Origin of the sequence: Sphingobacterium detergens (assembly GCF_003610355.1) — a bacterium.
GTDB classification, from domain to species: Bacteria; Bacteroidota; Bacteroidia; order Sphingobacteriales; family Sphingobacteriaceae; genus Sphingobacterium; species Sphingobacterium detergens.
Window position 1 is genome coordinate 161,073 of record NZ_RAPY01000007.1, and the last position, 16,314, is coordinate 177,386.

General features: G+C 41.5%; 17 protein-coding genes and 1 tRNA gene. 10 read left to right on the top strand and 8 right to left on the bottom strand.

Annotation, left to right across the window (positions count from 1 at the left end; translation table 11 throughout):
• Nucleotides 1-56 precede the first annotated feature (56 nt).
• The 6 genes from DFQ12_RS25170 to DFQ12_RS25195 all read right to left on the bottom strand — a co-directional run bounded on the left by DFQ12_RS25170 (nucleotide 57) and on the right by DFQ12_RS25195 (nucleotide 7,286).
• On the bottom strand, nucleotides 57-1,088 hold the full coding sequence (locus tag DFQ12_RS25170; RefSeq protein WP_120261787.1) for a patatin-like phospholipase family protein: 1,032 nt from the start codon (nucleotides 1,086-1,088) through the stop codon (nucleotides 57-59).
• A 35-nt stretch (nucleotides 1,089-1,123) separates the two neighbouring features.
• A complete protein-coding gene (locus tag DFQ12_RS25175) occupies nucleotides 1,124-1,969 on the bottom strand; it encodes a phosphatidate cytidylyltransferase (protein ID WP_120261788.1) in 846 nt (281 codons plus the stop codon).
• A complete protein-coding gene (locus tag DFQ12_RS25180; RefSeq protein ID WP_120261789.1) occupies nucleotides 1,962-2,567 on the bottom strand; it encodes a CDP-alcohol phosphatidyltransferase family protein in 606 nt (201 codons plus the stop codon). The genes DFQ12_RS25175 and DFQ12_RS25180 overlap by 8 nt, the downstream gene beginning before the upstream one ends.
• A 164-nt stretch (nucleotides 2,568-2,731) precedes the next feature.
• Nucleotides 2,732-4,207, bottom strand: a complete 1,476-nt coding sequence (locus tag DFQ12_RS25185) for a TPM domain-containing protein (protein ID WP_120261790.1) — start codon at nucleotides 4,205-4,207, stop codon at nucleotides 2,732-2,734.
• Between the two features lie 228 nt (nucleotides 4,208-4,435).
• A complete protein-coding gene (locus DFQ12_RS25190; RefSeq protein WP_120261791.1) occupies nucleotides 4,436-5,758 on the bottom strand; it encodes a gluconate:H+ symporter in 1,323 nt (440 codons plus the stop codon).
• Between the two features lie 16 nt (nucleotides 5,759-5,774).
• Nucleotides 5,775-7,286, bottom strand: a complete 1,512-nt coding sequence (locus DFQ12_RS25195) for a gluconokinase (protein WP_120261792.1) — start codon at nucleotides 7,284-7,286, stop codon at nucleotides 5,775-5,777.
• 180 nt (nucleotides 7,287-7,466) lie between these two features.
• On the opposite strand from DFQ12_RS25195, the gene DFQ12_RS25200 reads away from it, so the two are divergent.
• Both DFQ12_RS25200 and DFQ12_RS25205 read left to right on the top strand, forming a co-directional pair.
• A complete protein-coding gene (locus tag DFQ12_RS25200) occupies nucleotides 7,467-7,574 on the top strand; it encodes an NAD(P)-binding domain-containing protein (RefSeq protein ID WP_120261793.1) in 108 nt (35 codons plus the stop codon).
• Entirely contained in the window at nucleotides 7,571-7,768 is a 198-nt protein-coding gene (locus DFQ12_RS25205) for a hypothetical protein (protein WP_244211847.1), read from the top strand. Before DFQ12_RS25200 ends, DFQ12_RS25205 begins: the two co-directional genes overlap by 4 nt.
• Before the next feature lie 69 nt (nucleotides 7,769-7,837).
• Here DFQ12_RS25205 and DFQ12_RS25210 read toward each other — a convergent pair.
• Together DFQ12_RS25210 and DFQ12_RS25215 are read right to left on the bottom strand one after the other, a co-directional pair.
• A tRNA-Thr gene (locus DFQ12_RS25210) sits at nucleotides 7,838-7,913 on the bottom strand.
• 117 nt (nucleotides 7,914-8,030) lie between these two features.
• Nucleotides 8,031-9,662 (bottom strand): ABC-F family ATP-binding cassette domain-containing protein, encoded by a 1,632-nt coding sequence (locus tag DFQ12_RS25215; RefSeq protein WP_104385401.1) that lies wholly within the window; start codon nucleotides 9,660-9,662, stop codon nucleotides 8,031-8,033.
• 84 nt (nucleotides 9,663-9,746) lie between these two features.
• On the opposite strand from DFQ12_RS25215, the gene trmD reads away from it, so the two are divergent.
• The 8 genes from trmD (at nucleotide 9,747) to DFQ12_RS25255 (ending at nucleotide 16,284) form a co-directional block, all read left to right on the top strand.
• The gene (gene trmD / locus DFQ12_RS25220; RefSeq protein ID WP_120261795.1) at nucleotides 9,747-10,424 is read left to right on the top strand and encodes a tRNA (guanosine(37)-N1)-methyltransferase TrmD; all 678 of its coding nucleotides are present in this window, start codon (nucleotides 9,747-9,749) and stop codon (nucleotides 10,422-10,424) included.
• A 257-nt stretch (nucleotides 10,425-10,681) separates the two neighbouring features.
• Nucleotides 10,682-12,085: an anthranilate synthase component I family protein gene (locus DFQ12_RS25225; protein WP_120261796.1), complete on the top strand. Its 1,404-nt coding sequence runs from the start codon at nucleotides 10,682-10,684 to the stop codon at nucleotides 12,083-12,085.
• Nucleotides 12,082-12,375, top strand: coding sequence for a chorismate mutase family protein (locus tag DFQ12_RS25230; RefSeq protein WP_120261797.1), 294 nt, complete (start codon nucleotides 12,082-12,084; stop codon nucleotides 12,373-12,375). The genes DFQ12_RS25225 and DFQ12_RS25230 overlap by 4 nt, the downstream gene beginning before the upstream one ends.
• Nucleotides 12,362-12,934 carry an anthranilate synthase component II gene (locus DFQ12_RS25235; RefSeq protein ID WP_120261798.1) on the top strand — a complete coding sequence of 191 codons (573 nt, stop codon included), beginning with the start codon at nucleotides 12,362-12,364 and terminating at the stop codon, nucleotides 12,932-12,934. Before DFQ12_RS25230 ends, DFQ12_RS25235 begins: the two co-directional genes overlap by 14 nt.
• Before the next feature lie 65 nt (nucleotides 12,935-12,999).
• Complete coding sequence (gene trpC / locus DFQ12_RS25240) at nucleotides 13,000-13,782, top strand: indole-3-glycerol phosphate synthase TrpC (protein ID WP_120261799.1); 783 nt, start codon at nucleotides 13,000-13,002, stop codon at nucleotides 13,780-13,782.
• A gap of 34 nt (nucleotides 13,783-13,816) precedes the next feature.
• Nucleotides 13,817-14,362 (top strand): RNA polymerase sigma-70 factor, encoded by a 546-nt coding sequence (locus tag DFQ12_RS25245; RefSeq protein ID WP_244211848.1) that lies wholly within the window; start codon nucleotides 13,817-13,819, stop codon nucleotides 14,360-14,362.
• Nucleotides 14,363-14,411: 49 nt separating this feature from the next.
• Complete coding sequence (locus tag DFQ12_RS25250; protein WP_120261800.1) at nucleotides 14,412-15,050, top strand: hypothetical protein; 639 nt, start codon at nucleotides 14,412-14,414, stop codon at nucleotides 15,048-15,050.
• Between the two features lie 145 nt (nucleotides 15,051-15,195).
• Entirely contained in the window at nucleotides 15,196-16,284 is a 1,089-nt protein-coding gene (locus DFQ12_RS25255) for a DUF4374 domain-containing protein (protein WP_244211849.1), read from the top strand.
• Nucleotides 16,285-16,314: the final 30 nt, after the last annotated feature.

Genomic DNA, 16,314 nt, shown 5'->3' on the forward strand with positions numbered 1-16,314 from the left:
GATCCCGTATTAAACCATATACACTTCCGACGACCATTACTCCGATACATCGTGTACTACGCCATACGCAGTTCCAGCGTCTTCCGATATCCATAATTCCACTGTGCTTCCAAAGCGGTGGCAAATTCATCCAGACTTGCTGGTAGGGACAATGTTATTTCAAATCTACGCCAATCGATGCCTTTTTTACAATAGTTTCCTGTTAACTGTTCCGCAGCATCAGCCGTATCGATCCATCGGATTCCTTGAAATTGCTGATCAATATCCCGCAAGCGTTGGTTTCCGCTAAAGCCCAATACCGCTCTTACCAATCCCTCTTCCTGCAATTTATACGACTGTTTCCGCTCACAGATCACTTCTGCCACCAAAGACTTCGCCAACTCTACAGGGACCAGATCAATGGCTCCACCGGCATAATATTCCCCATTTCGCTGTATCGGCTCAATATAAAACATATCGGACATGGAAATACGAACAGCCTCCAACAATGTCACCGCTGAATTTATCGCTATCGTTGGGGCAACAGCACTTTGTCCATAATTTTCACCTTGAATTTGAATGCTATCCAGATTTACGTTCGATAGTGCATTTGTATTCCCCATCAGGATTTTCTGATAAAGCTTACGTTCGCCACGTCTCTCCCCAACTTCCGAACGGTCAAAAAGCATTTTCGAACCAATAATAATCGACGGTATTTCTTCCGAAAATGGGCGGTTCAAAGTCGGTAATAAGGGCGAAAGATCATGTTCCATATCGACCAGATAACGATCAAAGACATCTTCCAGATAAGGAGCAGATCGTTTATCCCACTCCTTTTTTAGCACATACCACCCCAGTTTACCCAGATGACGTTGTTCCGTAAGCCGATGTCCACAGAAGAAGCGATAAAACTCTTCGGATTGGAGATAAGATTTCCGCTCTGCATCCGTTGCAAAGGCCTGAATAATCGCAGCAGCCAATGATCCACCACAGGTAGCAATCAGTAGATCCGGTTTTAACCCCAGTTCCTCCAACGCGGCATACATTCCCAAGTACAAGCCAAAACGAGTACCACCTCCTGAAAATAAAACTGCTCGTTGATAATTCATTTCGCGATATATTAGCTATGAGATTCTGATTTTATTTACAAATTCGTCATTTCTATCAAACAAATCAAGCCATAGAAAACAGGTGCATTAAACACCAAGCTATCTATCCGATCCAGTAATCCACCATGTCCGGGGATTAATGTACCCGTATCCTTGACTCCCGTCTTGCGCTTCAAAAAGGAGAAAAGCACATCACCACAAAATCCTAAAGTACCAAAGAGCAGACCAAGCAACGAAAAGCAGATAAAATCCCCAAATGGCAATAACAGATAGCCCAAGATATTACTCAAAATTACCGTCAGCCCGATACCACCGATACATCCGGCAACAGTTTTGTTTGGGCTGATACGCGGAACGATCTTTCGTTTACCAAAGAATTTACCCATTAGATATTGGAATACATCATTCAGTTCCGTTAAAACGATGATATAGGCCACAAGCCGTAATCCCATCAGCTCATCCTGATTGATTTGTACTGCCCGGATAAAGGCCAACTGGCTGAATGCAAGCAGACAGGCAGCCGCTCCAAAGGTCATTCCGATAGCAGCGTCCATCGCTGTTTTCTGTCCCAACCGGAAAAACAGCCCAACCCCTATGCACAATAGTGTCGCCCAACATAGATAGGCGCTATATGAACAGTAGATTAAAAGGATCAGCTGCAATAGACCAGCTACAATAGCAAAAGGCAACGCAAAACTAAAATTGGGCACAAACATCTTCATAAATTCGCGCATCCCCTGAAACGTCAGCCAGGAAACAAACAGCAATGCTATTGTTTGCGGAACGAAAGCAACCGCCAGTACCAGTACAATGTACCCCCAGCTTCTGACCCGTACAGGTACGTCAGCAAATTTGTCCTTCGGATTGGATACTTCACTCATGTACCACCAATGCCTTTCTCAATCGCGTTATCGAACTCAAGACCAATAACAAACATAACACAGCAAAAATATAGACTGAAATAGTCGTTATCGAGATCTGTAACAAGCTCAAAATACCATATACGCCGAGCAACAATGCACGGTCACTTTTACCCATGGGCCCATCATACCGACGATCATTGGCCACAACTTTTCCAATCAGACCACAGAATTCATTGATGACACTCAAAATAATAAAGCATATCACCAGATATAAACTCTCGGGATGAAATTTCAGCAAGGGGAAAAAGATCAGGACATCGGAGACAATATCACCTACCTCATTCAAGACTTCCCCTTTTTTACTTGTCTGATTGAAAAGACGGGCCATCATGCCATCCAATGCATTGAAGGCCATCCGCAATAATAAACCGATCGGTAATGCCAAGAACAAAATTGGCATCCGGTCAGCGTACCAAAACGACACTGCAATAACCAAAGACAAAACGATCGAGCCAATAGTAATCTGATTGGCTGTTACCTTTTTCCGATGCAACAAAGTCAGAATCGGCATCAATAACTGCTGAAACTTTGGTTTTAATTTATAAACAGAAATCATATATGCGCTATATAGCTTACTTTTTTTATTTTTTTTAAAAAAAACTTTTGATAGTGTAAGAAATACACTATATTTGTACCATCATAATTTAGGTTTATAATTGGTTATTTAAGGTTTTCATTCTCCCCGATTGAAAACCTTTTTTTTTGCCCCTAAATCACGAACTACCATCGCCCACCTGCGCCTCCACCACCTGAAGAACCGCCGCCAAAACTTCCGCCACCGCTACTACTGGATCCACCGCCACCAGACCTGCTCGATGAAGACCGTACTTTAACAGGTATAGTATGCTCGCCATGAGATACGCGATGCCCACAGTTCTTACATTTATCAAAACGTTCCTCCAAGCCCTGCGAACTGTATGTTGCCGATCGGATCGTATGTGTAAGTCCCGTTTCAAACGTACGGTAATGACATTGAGGACAATCAATGTACCCTGCGTTTTCATCCCAGGGAACCAACTTGGTTTCATTGCTTGTCTGATCTATCCAAATCTCATAAGATCGGCTACCAATTTTCTCCTCCATGAGCTGTCCCTGATCCAGGTAAGCACTTTCTCGGATAGATACATCATCCTTATTCATCCGTAACCAACGCCCCGAACCATCCGGAGGGGTCAATCGTAGTTCATTCCTTCGAATCCGCTTATTTATTCCAAAAAGATCAAACAGCGCCAAAGGACTTAGCAACAAAGGAACAAGTCCCCAAATGCGAAATTTACGCAAGGCTTGCTGGATATTCTCCTCATCGCGATAAGAATTGACAATCTGCGTACGGCTCGCATTATATTTCATCGCCAATGTAATACTGCCAAATATAAAAATAAAGTAAGGAAGGTTCTTCCATTGATAAACGACTTCAAAGTTGTTCAATGCAAAAGCACATATAAATACACTGGCAAACATCAACATCCCCATACAACCGCAGCCGCTGACCAGTGGTGGAAAATACTTACTTTTCTTGGTTAACTGTCCCTTTATCGCGCGGGTCACCTCACCCAGCCAGATATAACAGATCGCAAATAAAGCCAGCACCAAAAGTGAATTTCGCAGGATAGGACTGCTGAAGCTCCAGATCGGAGTTGCCTCAGGCATCAGGCGCTCCAATTCAGCCTTGCTATCAGGAGAAGTTAGAATGGTTTTGATAAACTGTGAAGCCTCAAGAACTCCTTGGTCATAATTTCCATTTCGAAAATTAGGCACCAGATACTTCTCACCGATCCGCTTTAAATAGGCATCAGGCAAGGTACTTTCCATCCCATACCCCGTAATAAAACGATATTCCCGCCGATCTTTGGCAATAAACAATAATAGACCATTGTTACTCCCCTTCTTGCCGATACCCCAGGTATTAAATAGTTTAAGTGCAAATTCAAAATCGCTGTCACCGACATAGTCATTGACCAATACAATGGCATACTCACTTTTGGTAGCTGCTTCGATCTGTGTGGATAAACCATCCAATTCAGCGACGGTACCCGATGACAAGATCCCATCGGGATTGGACACGAAGTAATCTTGTCCCTGTAATTTCGGACTAGGTACATTATCGACAGTATACTGTGCCAATACCGGAACAGCACTTAAACAGCAGCTTAGCCAAAATAAAAGGAAGATATAGAGTTGATGTGATCTATGCATATTTTTTAGAATAACTCAAACAACAAAATTTGGTTCATTGTCACGATATTAAGAAAAAAAAATCAAACAAAGGTTTCCATCAAAAAAAAGCCCATAATCAACCGATTATGGGCCTGTATAATTCAATATTCGTTTGAGACTCTCCGTCCTATTAATGTATCCTAGCAATTACTTTATATAATCGTTTTGTTGAGCTACAGCCACAGTACGCGGGCCTGTTTATCGCTATCAATGACCAAGCCAGTGTAAAATTAAGACACCGATCAATCCAATAACAGAAACGAGCGTTTCCATCACCGTCCATGAGCGAAACGTATCCTTCATGCTCACTCCAAAATAAGATTTAAACATCCAAAACCCCGGATCGTTGACGTGTGAGAACATGAGACTACCCGCTCCCGTCGCTAGCACCATTAATTCGGGAGTAACATCTCCCGCCTGCACAATGGGAAGCATAATGCCCGCTGCCGTGAGCCCAGCAACACTAGCCGAACCGATAACCAGGCGAATGATACCGGCTATTAACCATGCAAGCACAAGAGGCGACAAACTAAGGTCTGCGGTTAAGTCAGCGATGTAGTTCGCTACACCACTATCTACCAAAATTTGCTTGAAGGCGCCTGATGCTGCAATGATAAAAAGGATCATCATTATCCCGCGGATTGCTTCTTCCACACTTGCTGACTGCTCCCGCAAACTTTTACCTTGGCGGATACCCATCGTGTACATTGCCATTAGCGATGCAATCATTAAAGCCACCACCGGATCACCCAAGAAACGTAGTGCCGTCAGCCAAGCGGAGCCTTCTGGGAATAGTAGATGTGAAAATGAACCAACAGCAATTAAAACTATTGGAAACAGCCCAGTGAATATACTAATTGCAAATCCGGGAAGCTCTTCCCTATCTGCTTGATTGTGTTCAGGAAAAAACTCGGCCGGTGGGTTGGTCGGAATACGCTTAAGCATCCTGCCAAAGAGTGGTCCACCGATAATTATAGCAGGAATCGCCACAACAACGCCATAGGCCATTGTCAAACCTATGTCCGCTTTGTAGGCAAGCGCTATAGCCGTAGCTCCCGGATGTGGTGGCAAATAACCGTGCGTCACGGACAGCGCTGCCAGCAATGGAATGGCTACGTAAAGCAAGGGCATTTTATTGGAAGCACATATCATGAAAACAAACGGTACCAAGACAATAAAACCGACATTGTAAAACAAGGGAATTCCTACTAAAAAGCCTGTGAGAACCATTGCCCAAGGTAAATTCTTTCTACCAAATACAGCCGTGAGTACCGTTGTAATCTTTTCTGCAGCACCGCCCTCTGCCATCAACTTCCCCAGTAAAGACCCGAAAGCCAACAAAAGTGCCAACTGACCCATGGTACTGCTCACTCCGGTTTCAACAGATTTAAGGATATCCATGGCGTTCATATTCATAGCAAAACCGACCGCAACAGAAGTTATCAGTAATGAAAAGATCGTGTTTAACCTGACGACAGTGACCAAAAGAAGTAGTAAAGCTACTCCCAAAATAACGATGATTAGAGGCATAATAATTTATAGCTAGTTAAAACTCACCTTCCAATATGTGGTACAGGTGTTCAAATTTCCGGAAGTTCTTCATATATACGGCGTGATTCTCCGCACTCGGTTTGTAATAGCGCTCGGTATCTTGTGTTCCCTCCGCTTGCTTGTTTTTTACGGTAGGATTACCCCTCTGTATACCCAGTGCTTCCAAACCTATCAATGCTGCTCCCCATGCAGAGCTTTCTACCGTATTTTTTGTGAATACAGGCTTATTGAAAATGTCTGCAAGCATTTGTACCCACAACGATGAACGCGCTAAGCCACCACTTGCAAAGATCGTATGAATGGGGCCGGTGTTCTCCTCTAATGCGAATCCTACGCTGTAAATTGCAAACAACATCCCTTCCATCATGGCCCGCGCAAAGTGCGCCCTGCCATGATGCAACTGTATTCCAAAATAAACGCCTTTTGCATTGGAATTCCAATGTGGTGCCCGTTCACCAGTTAAATAGGGCAAGAATATCAAGCCCTCCGCCCCTGGAACGACGGAGTCCACCAAAGCATTTAACAACGCGGAAGGATCTCCATCCGCTTCCTTTTGATTAAATTCTTGCAAAAAATTATCTCGAAACCAGTTGCGTAATACACCGCCATTGTTAACCGCTCCACCAATTATATATTCATTTGGTCTCAGTAGGTATGTAAATAGCCTTTGTTTTTTTTCTTGATTTGCCTGCGAACTTGCTACGCGAATAGCTCCACTGGTACCGACAGTTACCGAAGCCACCCCAGGACTTATAGCCCCCACCCCGAGATTAGCCAAACAACCATCGCTACCACCTATAACAAAAGGGGTATCTTCAGGGATGTGCATCAAGGCCGCAATTTCTCGGCTAGGCATATTTAAAACATAATCGACCGGAACTGGTGATGCTAGTTGCTCTTCCGATATGTCCGTCAATCCTAATGCCTGCTCAGACCATGTTAGCTGATGTATGTCGAAAAGCCCTGTTGCAGATGCAATGGAATGATCGACCACATAAACTCCAAAGAGCCTGTAAAAAAGAAATTCTTTGATACCGATAAACTTGTGCGACTGAGCAAATAATTTTTGATCGTTAGACTTTATCCACATTAATTTGCAAAGCAAAGACATGGGATGTATTGGTGTGCCCGTCTGCTGGTACAACAGCCTGCCCGCCTCACTTGCCTGCAAGGCAACCGCAATATCCTCGCTTCTGCGATCTGCCCATATCATGCAATTGCTAAGTGGCTTACCCGCCGAGTCAACAGCGATTAGTCCGTGCATAGCACTGCTCACCGAAATACATACGGGTTTCGGTATCTCGGCACTAGATTGCTTTAAGCCAATCATTACATGTGCAATAGACTCAATACATGCGTCATAAACAATCTCCGGATCTTGCTCATACCAACCTTCCGACGGGTTTAATATGGGATAAGGTATACTATGCTGCGACAAGATGTTACCATCGTAGTCAAATGCAACAGCTTTCGCAGATGATGTCCCAATGTCTAATCCAATGATCATAAATAAAATTGATGTTTAGGAGAGTTCAATATACGGATTATCTGTTGGTTTACAACAAAAGACTCAATACCAGCGAAGTAATTGAAGCGAGAAAAGCACCTCATACCGATCTGCTGATAATTGTCTTTTATAGTTTCAACAAAAATGGTAAATTTCAACTTTGAAAAACGGTATTAAACGATGAGTATAGATAAAATGAATACCTACGATTTTGGAATAGTTGGACTCGGCGTAATGGGACGTAATTTATTGCTGAACATCGCCGACAACGGTTTCGCCAGGTATTGAAAGATGCTATCGCAAACGGGATACCCTTACCCGGATATGTAAACGCACTCTCTTATTTTGATGCCTACCGATCGGAAAAATTACCTACAAATATTATACAAGCACAACGAGACTACTTTGGCACACATACCTATGAACGTATTGATCAGGAAGGTATCTTTCACACGCTTTGGGATTACGGGACAAAAGCTTGAAAATTCGATTTAATCTCTGTTTAAACCGCAAAAAAGCGACTTTATACAAAAAGCCGCTTTTTATAACTGAGCCCTCCTGTCGGGATGAACCAAGGACCTACTACTGATTACAAGTCAGTTGCTCTACCAGTTGAGCTAAGCAGGCTTCGTTTACAGTTTCTGATTTCTGTGCTGCAAATATCAGGATTTGAACAAAAACTTGTAGCGTATGATTATATGAGATAGACTTACAGCATACATTTACATTCCATTGATCTAGATGCTATCGCTCAATATCCTTCAAACTGCTCATTTTCTTATATTCCAGGAATCCTTTGATATCCTCAAAATGCTCACGGACACGCTTATTTCCAAATTCAAATACTTTTTCTGCTAAGCCGTCCAAAAAGTCACGGTCGTGTGAAACAAGGATCAAGGTACCATCAAAATCCTTTAAGGCATCTTTGATAATATCTTTGGTCTTCATGTCCAAATGGTTGGTAGGCTCATCGAGAATCAACACATTCACTGGCTCCAAAAGAAGTTTTATCATGGCCAGACGAGTTCGCTCTCCACCAGATAATACCTTCACCTTTTTCGTCGTGTCATCACCACTAAACATAAAAGCACCCAAGAGATCTTTCATTTTAACACGCACATCACCTATTGCAATTTGATCAATCGTATCAAAAACAGTCAATTCACCATCAAGCAATGCCGCTTGATTTTGGGCAAAGTAACCGATCTTGGCATTATGCCCTACCTTCAATGTACCTTCAAAATCTATTTCACCCATAATCGCTTTGATCATGGTCGATTTACCCTCTCCATTTTTACCGACAAAGGCAACTTTTTCGCCACGTTCAATCACCATATTGGCTTTATGGAATACCACATGCTCATCATAAGCCTTGGTAAGATCCTCCACAATGACAGGGTATTGACCCGACCGAGGTGAAGGTGGAAATTTCAGGCGCAGCGCCGAAGTGTCTACTTCGTCTATTTCGATAACCTCCAGCTTTTCCAACATCTTTACACGCGACTGCACCTGCAGCGTCTTCGAGTAAGTACCTCTGAAACGATCAATGAATTCCTGATTGTCAGCAATAAAACGTTGTTGCTCCTCATAAGCTTTCAATTGGTGTTGACGTCTTTCCTGACGCAACTCCAAATAATGGCTATACTTGGCTCTATAATCATAGATACGGCCCATCGTTACCTCGATGGTACGGTTCGTGATATTATCAACAAAGGCTCTATCGTGTGAAATAACAATAACTGCCTTGGCAGAATTGACAAGGAAATCCTCTAGCCATTGGATACTCTCGATATCCATGTGGTTGGTTGGCTCATCCAACAAAATCAGATCTGGCTTCTTCAAGAGTATTTTGGCAAGCTCGATACGCATACGCCATCCCCCGGAAAACTCCGACGTCTGTCTGGTAAAGTCAGAACGTTCGAAACCAAGCCCCTTCAATACCTTTTCTACTTCTGCATCGTAATTGACCTCTTCGATCGAATAAAACTTCTCGCTCAGTTCCGACACCCGCTCGATCAATTGCATATAATCATCCGACTCATAATCTGTACGGATATTCAATTGCTCGTTCAGCTGCTCCAATTCATCCCGCATCCCATAGACCTCTTCAAAAGCCTTCGAGGTCTCTTCAAAGACCGTCACATGATCCTGTGTCAGCAAATGTTGCGGTAGATAAGCAATGACGGCATCTTTTGGCCCCGCCACATTACCTGTCGTAGGTTTACCCACTCCAGCGATAATTTTCAACAGGGTAGATTTACCAGCACCATTCTTACCCATCAATGCAATCTTATCATTCTCATTGATCGAGAAAGACACATCCGAAAAAAGAGTCGTTCCCCCAAAGGAAACAGAAATATTATTTACGTCAATCACTGTATGTACACTTAAATTTGCCACAAAGATAAGCGAATCAATCTTATAAATATACAATGGATCATTTTTGTGTATCTTTGCGCCATGCGTTTTGATATTATTACGGTCCTACCAGACCTTTTGGAAAGTCCATTTGCACACTCTATTTTGCAACGTGCAAAGAATAAAGGCCTCGCGGAGATATATGTACACAATTTAAGAGATTACTCAACAAATAAGCACAAAAGTGTAGACGATTACCCCTATGGCGGCGGCTCCGGCATGGTGCTGCAGATCGAACCCTTCGCTAAGTGTATTGAACAATTGCAGGCCGAACGGACATACGATGAAATCATCTATATGACTCCCGATGGAGAAACCTTCAATCAGGATATTGCAAATGGGCTCTCGACAAAAGGTAACATGATGATTCTCTGTGGTCACTACAAAGGTATAGACCAACGCATCAGAGATATATATGTGACAAAGGAAATCTCTATAGGTGATTATGTGCTGTCTGGAGGTGAACTTCCAGCGGCAATTGTTACAGACGCGATCATCCGCTTGATCCCCGGAGTTTTATCGGACGAAACCTCTGCGCTTTCAGATTCTTTTCAGGACGGATTGTTGGATGCACCGATCTATACACGCCCTGCAGAGTGGAAAGGGCACAAAGTACCCGATATTTTACTCAGTGGACATGAAGCAAAAATTGCTGCATGGAAGGACGAACAACAGCTAAAAAGAACACAAGAACGACGCCCTGATTTATTAAATGATTAAGAAATAAGGGGATTTTTTGTTTTTTTATCACAAAAAGTTTGGTTATTTATTTTTTTTTATAAATTTGTGTAATAATGACACGAAGATATACAAATACAAATTGGTGGTGGCCTGAAGCAATAAGCATCGGGAATCAATTGGTATTGTCATAATATTTCATAATCAACCAAAACCATTTGTGGAAATTCCAAACCCGATGCTAACCAGTATCGGGTTTTTTTTGTATAAAATTTATCATAACGAAGAAAAAGAATAAAATGAAGTATAAATTCAAAACACAGAGCAGAAAGTTGCTCGCCGACACAACAACACCGGTGAGTATTTATCTTCGATTAAGGGATATCTTTCCAAATTCACTCTTATTGGAAAGCTCCGACTACCATAGTCGTGACAACAATATCAGCTATATCTGTTGCCAGCCCATTGCAGGGATTCAACTAGATGAGCGAGAGTTAACATTAACCTATCCCGGAAAGGAACGAATTGTAAAAAATGCACAAGAAATAGAATTACGTCAGGAGGTATCCGATTTCAGGAATTCTTTTGAAGATTCTACGATAGCCGAACTGAACCTAATCTCCAATGGTCTATTTGGCTACTTTACATTTGATTGCATCGAACATTTTGAGGATATCAAACTGACGACACCCGTCGATCCGGCACGGAAAATACCGTTTATGCAGTACCATGTCTACAAGTACGTGATTGCCATCGACCATTTCCGTAATCAGCTTTATATCTTCGAACATCTTTTGGAAGATGAAGAGTCAGAACTGGAACGCATGCAATTCCTGATCCAGAACAAAAACTTCCCAGAATATACGTTCAAATTGGCTGGAGAGGAAAGTTCCAACCGTACCGATGAAGAACATCGCCAATTGGTGAAAAAGATGAAAGAACATATCCAACGTGGAGATGTCTTTCAAATTGTTCCATCCCGAGGCTTCCGGACACCATTCTCAGGTGATGAATTTAATGTCTACCGTGCATTACGTTCCATTAACCCCTCACCTTACCTATTCTATTTTGATTATGGTGACTTTAAACTATTCGGTTCATCGCCTGAGGCACAATTGCGCATCCATGGCAAGCAGGCTACGATCTTCCCGATTGCCGGAACTTTCAAAAGAACCGGAAACATGGAGGAAGATCAAAAAATTGCCTCTAGGCTAAAACAGGATCCGAAAGAAACCTCGGAACATGTGATGTTGGTAGACCTTGCTCGTAATGATCTGAGCAGACACTGTACACAGGTTAAAGTAGAATCCTATATGGAACCACAATACTACTCGCATATCATCCATTTGGTATCGAAGGTAACAGGGGTATTAAAAGATAATATCAATCCATTCGACATTGTAGGAGATACCTACCCTGCCGGGACGCTCTCTGGGGCTCCAAAACACATGGCATTGACACTCATTGACCGCTACGAGGGATTGCAACGTTCGTTCTACTCCGGAGCGATTGGCTTTATGGGTTTCAATGGCGATTTCAATCATGCCATCATGATTCGTTCATTCCTCAGTAAACAAAACACATTGCACTATCAAGCTGGTGGTGGAATTGTATTGGACTCTGACCCTGAAATGGAACTTCAGGAAGTCAACAATAAAATAGCTGCTTTGCGAAAAGCATTACAATTAGCAGAAACGTTATGATCAGACCATTAGAATACTGTGTCAATACACAACATATCAATGTTTCGATAGACACCATCGACAACCGCATCGTTGAATTGCTGGCTTTGCGGAAGACCTATCTCAATAAGGCAAAAGTATTGGATGATCATACCGATGCCGGGCAGCATATTATTAAAAATATCAGCAGCAATCAGGCGACACTGGCAAAGAAATTCGACCTGCCAGTGGAATTTGTTCAAGCGATATTTCAGGAAATAGATAATTACTTTAATCAGGACTATACAACAAGAGGCTATGAGCAACAATAAAATCGTCGTCATTGACAATTACGATTCATTCACCTATAATTTGGTTCATTTGCTACAGGAGTTGGGACAGGACTATGTGGTATTGAGAAATGATAAATTCAAACTGGAAGAGCTGGAAGCATTCGATAAAATACTTCTTTCCCCAGGTCCCGGGATTCCGGAAGAGGCAGGTCTATTGCTTGACGTGATCCGCACCTATGCTCCGCACAAAAGTATATTGGGCATCTGCCTGGGGCAACAGGCAATCGCTGAAGTATTTGGCGGCACACTATTCAATATGGAAAAACCGCTGCATGGGGTTGCAACCAGCATTATCGTTACTGATGAATCCGAAAAGCTATTTCAGGACTTCCCGAAAGATTCCAAAATAGGACGCTACCATTCATGGGCTGTAAACAAAGAGACATTGCCAAGTACACTTAAAGTGACAGCCGTAGACGAGAATGGTATCATCATGGCACTGACACATACGGAGTATGATGTGCGAGGCATGCAGTTCCATCCGGAATCAGTACTGACAACAAATGGAAAAAAATTAATTGAAAACTGGTTATTTTAGTATCTCAATACTCAACTATATGCCAAAGGCTTAAAGTACTAAAATATCTATACTAAATACTAAAAATGACGATACTCGATAAAATCATTGAACGAAAAAGAATAGAAGTAGAAAAGGCGAAGGCCTTAGTTCCATTCGAAGAGCTGTTGAACTATCCCTATTTCAATGTAGCCTGTCTTTCTTTACGGGAATCTATATTAGATCCTCAAAAAACAGGAATTATAGCTGAATATAAACGAGCATCACCTTCAAAAGGAGATATCAACAGTACGGCAAAAGTCGAAGATGTTGTCAAGGCTTATGAAGAAGCTGGTGCCTCGGCGGTCTCTGTGCTGACCGATGGGGAGTTTTTCAAGGGCAATCTTGAAGATCTTTCGAAAGCAAGGGAAGCAATTAACATCCCTATTTTGCGTAAAGAATTCATTGTCGACAAATATCAGATTACTGAGGCCAAGGCTTATGGTGCCGATGTCATCCTTCTAATAGCAGCCTGCCTCAAAAAGGAAGAAGTTCAGGAGTTTGCCGCCTATGCACATCAGATCGGACTCAATGTATTGCTTGAAGTACACAATGAACAGGAACTTTTGGATAATCTTTTCGACGATATTGATGCCATTGGTGTCAACAATAGAAACTTAAAAGATTTTTCCGTAGATCTAAACCATTCGTACGAGCTTTTGGATAAAATTCCATCCGAATATATTAAAGTTTCTGAAAGTGGCATCTCTGATCCCACGACTATTAAAGCATTGAAAAAAGCTGGTTTCCAAAGCTTTCTAATCGGTGAAAATTTTATGAAAACTGCAGATCCGGGTAAAGCGATCAAGGATTTCGTAAAAGAAATTTAGAAATTATTTAAAACGAATCTAAATAAGCCTATCTTTGCGTCAGAACAAGCAGAGAACTGGTATTTTGGAAAAAGAGTTTTTTATTATAGATAAAGCAGGTTTTGAGCAAATATATCTTCAACACTGGGAAGGTATGTTTGCCTTTTGCCTGAGCAGTATCAAAGATGAAGAACATTCCAAGGAAATCGTTCAGGATGTTTTCAAATCTCTTTGGGAACGACGTGAAGAGCTTCGTCTCATAGAGGTCGAGCGGTATCTGATCAGATCAGTAAAGCTCAAAACATTTGAATACATCCGCAATAAAGTATCACGACAACAACACCTGGACAATATTTCAAATACAAGAGAAGAGCATTACGTAGATAATTCGCTGATCGCTGATGAACTAGCCAAGAAGATATCACATCTGATCGATAGTTTGCCCAAACAATGCAAAAATGTCTTCCGCATGAGCAGAGAACAGGGGCTCACCAACAAGGAAATCGCGCATAAGCTCTATATTTCCGAACGGGCGGTAGAATACCATATTTCACGAGCATTAAAAACATTAAAAACAGAACTAACGGAATATATATCCTAAATTTAGCTATACAAAAGAAATCCTGTACTTTTGTCAGGAAGTATATTATATGAAAATAGATCATAAACTCATAGAGAAATATCATTTAGGCCAATGCTCTCCCGCAGAACAACTTCTTGTGGAGGAATGGTTATTGGATGATACCCTCGAATCGGAGCCCTTGTCTATTTCCATCACTAAAAAAACAAAATTAGAAACGGATATCTGGGCCGAGCTGAGCAGCCATATTGATCAGTCCGAAGTCCCAACAATAGTTCCTCCCCAAAAATATAACTTTAAATATATTGGAATAGCAGCCAGTATTATATTTTTACTCTGTTTTGGTTTTTATCAATTCAGTAAGGATGCCGAAAACACTGCCGCCATCTTTGATAACAGAACAAGTGCTGGACTGAAATATATTAACCAGAATAGTTACAATATCATCCTCGGTAAAAATGCACGGGCTGAGATCAATACGGATACCGGGGAATTCAAAACTTCGGGCAATATGATGTTCATTCCCAAAAAAAATTTTGCATTTAGCTTTTCTGGAACAGATAAAAAGAAAGAACTCAAACATGGGGAAACATATTTTGTATTAAAACCACAAAAAAATGGCAAGCAGGTAATAATCTCCAAATCGGAACTTACTTTTTTAGCCCCTACCATTCAACACGAACTGAAAATACAATTTAATATCATCTAAATAAGAAAAACCTCAATTAGTCCATACACTCATGCTATCCAACCGCTTCACGCTATTCTTATCCTTGTTATTACTTCATTTAGTAATAAGCTGCAGAACGGAAGATGGGGGGAGAAATATCGACGGGAAGTACAGTCTCTATACGATGAATAAAGATCTCGGAAACACGATCATCACCTCAAATACCGTTGATAGTGGAAATCTAACCATCTCAAAAAATGGCATAGACATTCCGACACAGCAATTCGATCGAAGCATCATCGTTAAGGACAAGCATTTTTATTTTTTAAGAGCGGGAAAATTCAGAAAATATACACTTCAATCAAATGGATTAAAGGAAATTGCACAGTTGGCTATGCAAGATCAGCATATTGAAAATATAAACTGGCTTGATCGAGACACATTACTCCTATTTACTTCGGACAACAAAACAAACCGTCGGCTATGGGTCTCTAAAATTACGGTCAACGATTTCAAAATCAACCAACAGCAAGAAGTAAAACTACCTTCAGCCTCAGCGGACTTTAAGATTCTTTCTGTCGGGTTTGGCACCATACATCAACAACAGTTATTGATCGGTTATACCTTTAATAAAGTGATTAATGAGACTGACTTTACCACAATAGATACAATGTATATTGCGACACTGGATAAGACGACTTTACAATTAGAAAATGTACAAAAAGATACTCGTTCTTCTTACCCCGGAGGAGTCAATACTGTTCAATCTTATAGCTTCCATGACGAAAATGGCAATTTCTATTTTATGTCCTGCCCTGGTATAGCACTAGGCAACAGCCCATCAAAACCTACCGCAATTTTCAGAATTGACAGCAATTCCACCCACATCAACCCTACCTATTTTCTCAATCTAACAGCCAAAACACACAATCATGCTTATGGCATGTGGTATTTGGGCAACAATCAGGCTATCGTCCGTAGTGAACGTAGAGATCGCTACACCGACTTTAGCGATCATCATTCCACCTATCAATTTGAGTACTATGTGGTCGATCTTATCAGCCAAACTACGACAAAATTAAACCTCCCTTTCGACAAGGGGACACGCAAAGAATCCGTTCTTGTCGAAAATGGGAAAGCCTATATCACAATAGACGATGCAAAGGATCAGCATCAAGTTTGGATCTATGATATCAAATCAAAAAATATTCAGGTTGGCCTTACCCTAGATCAAGCGACCGATTTTATTGTTAGAATAGACCGTCTACATTAAATTTCTAACTGATATTCAGCTTATTAAAAA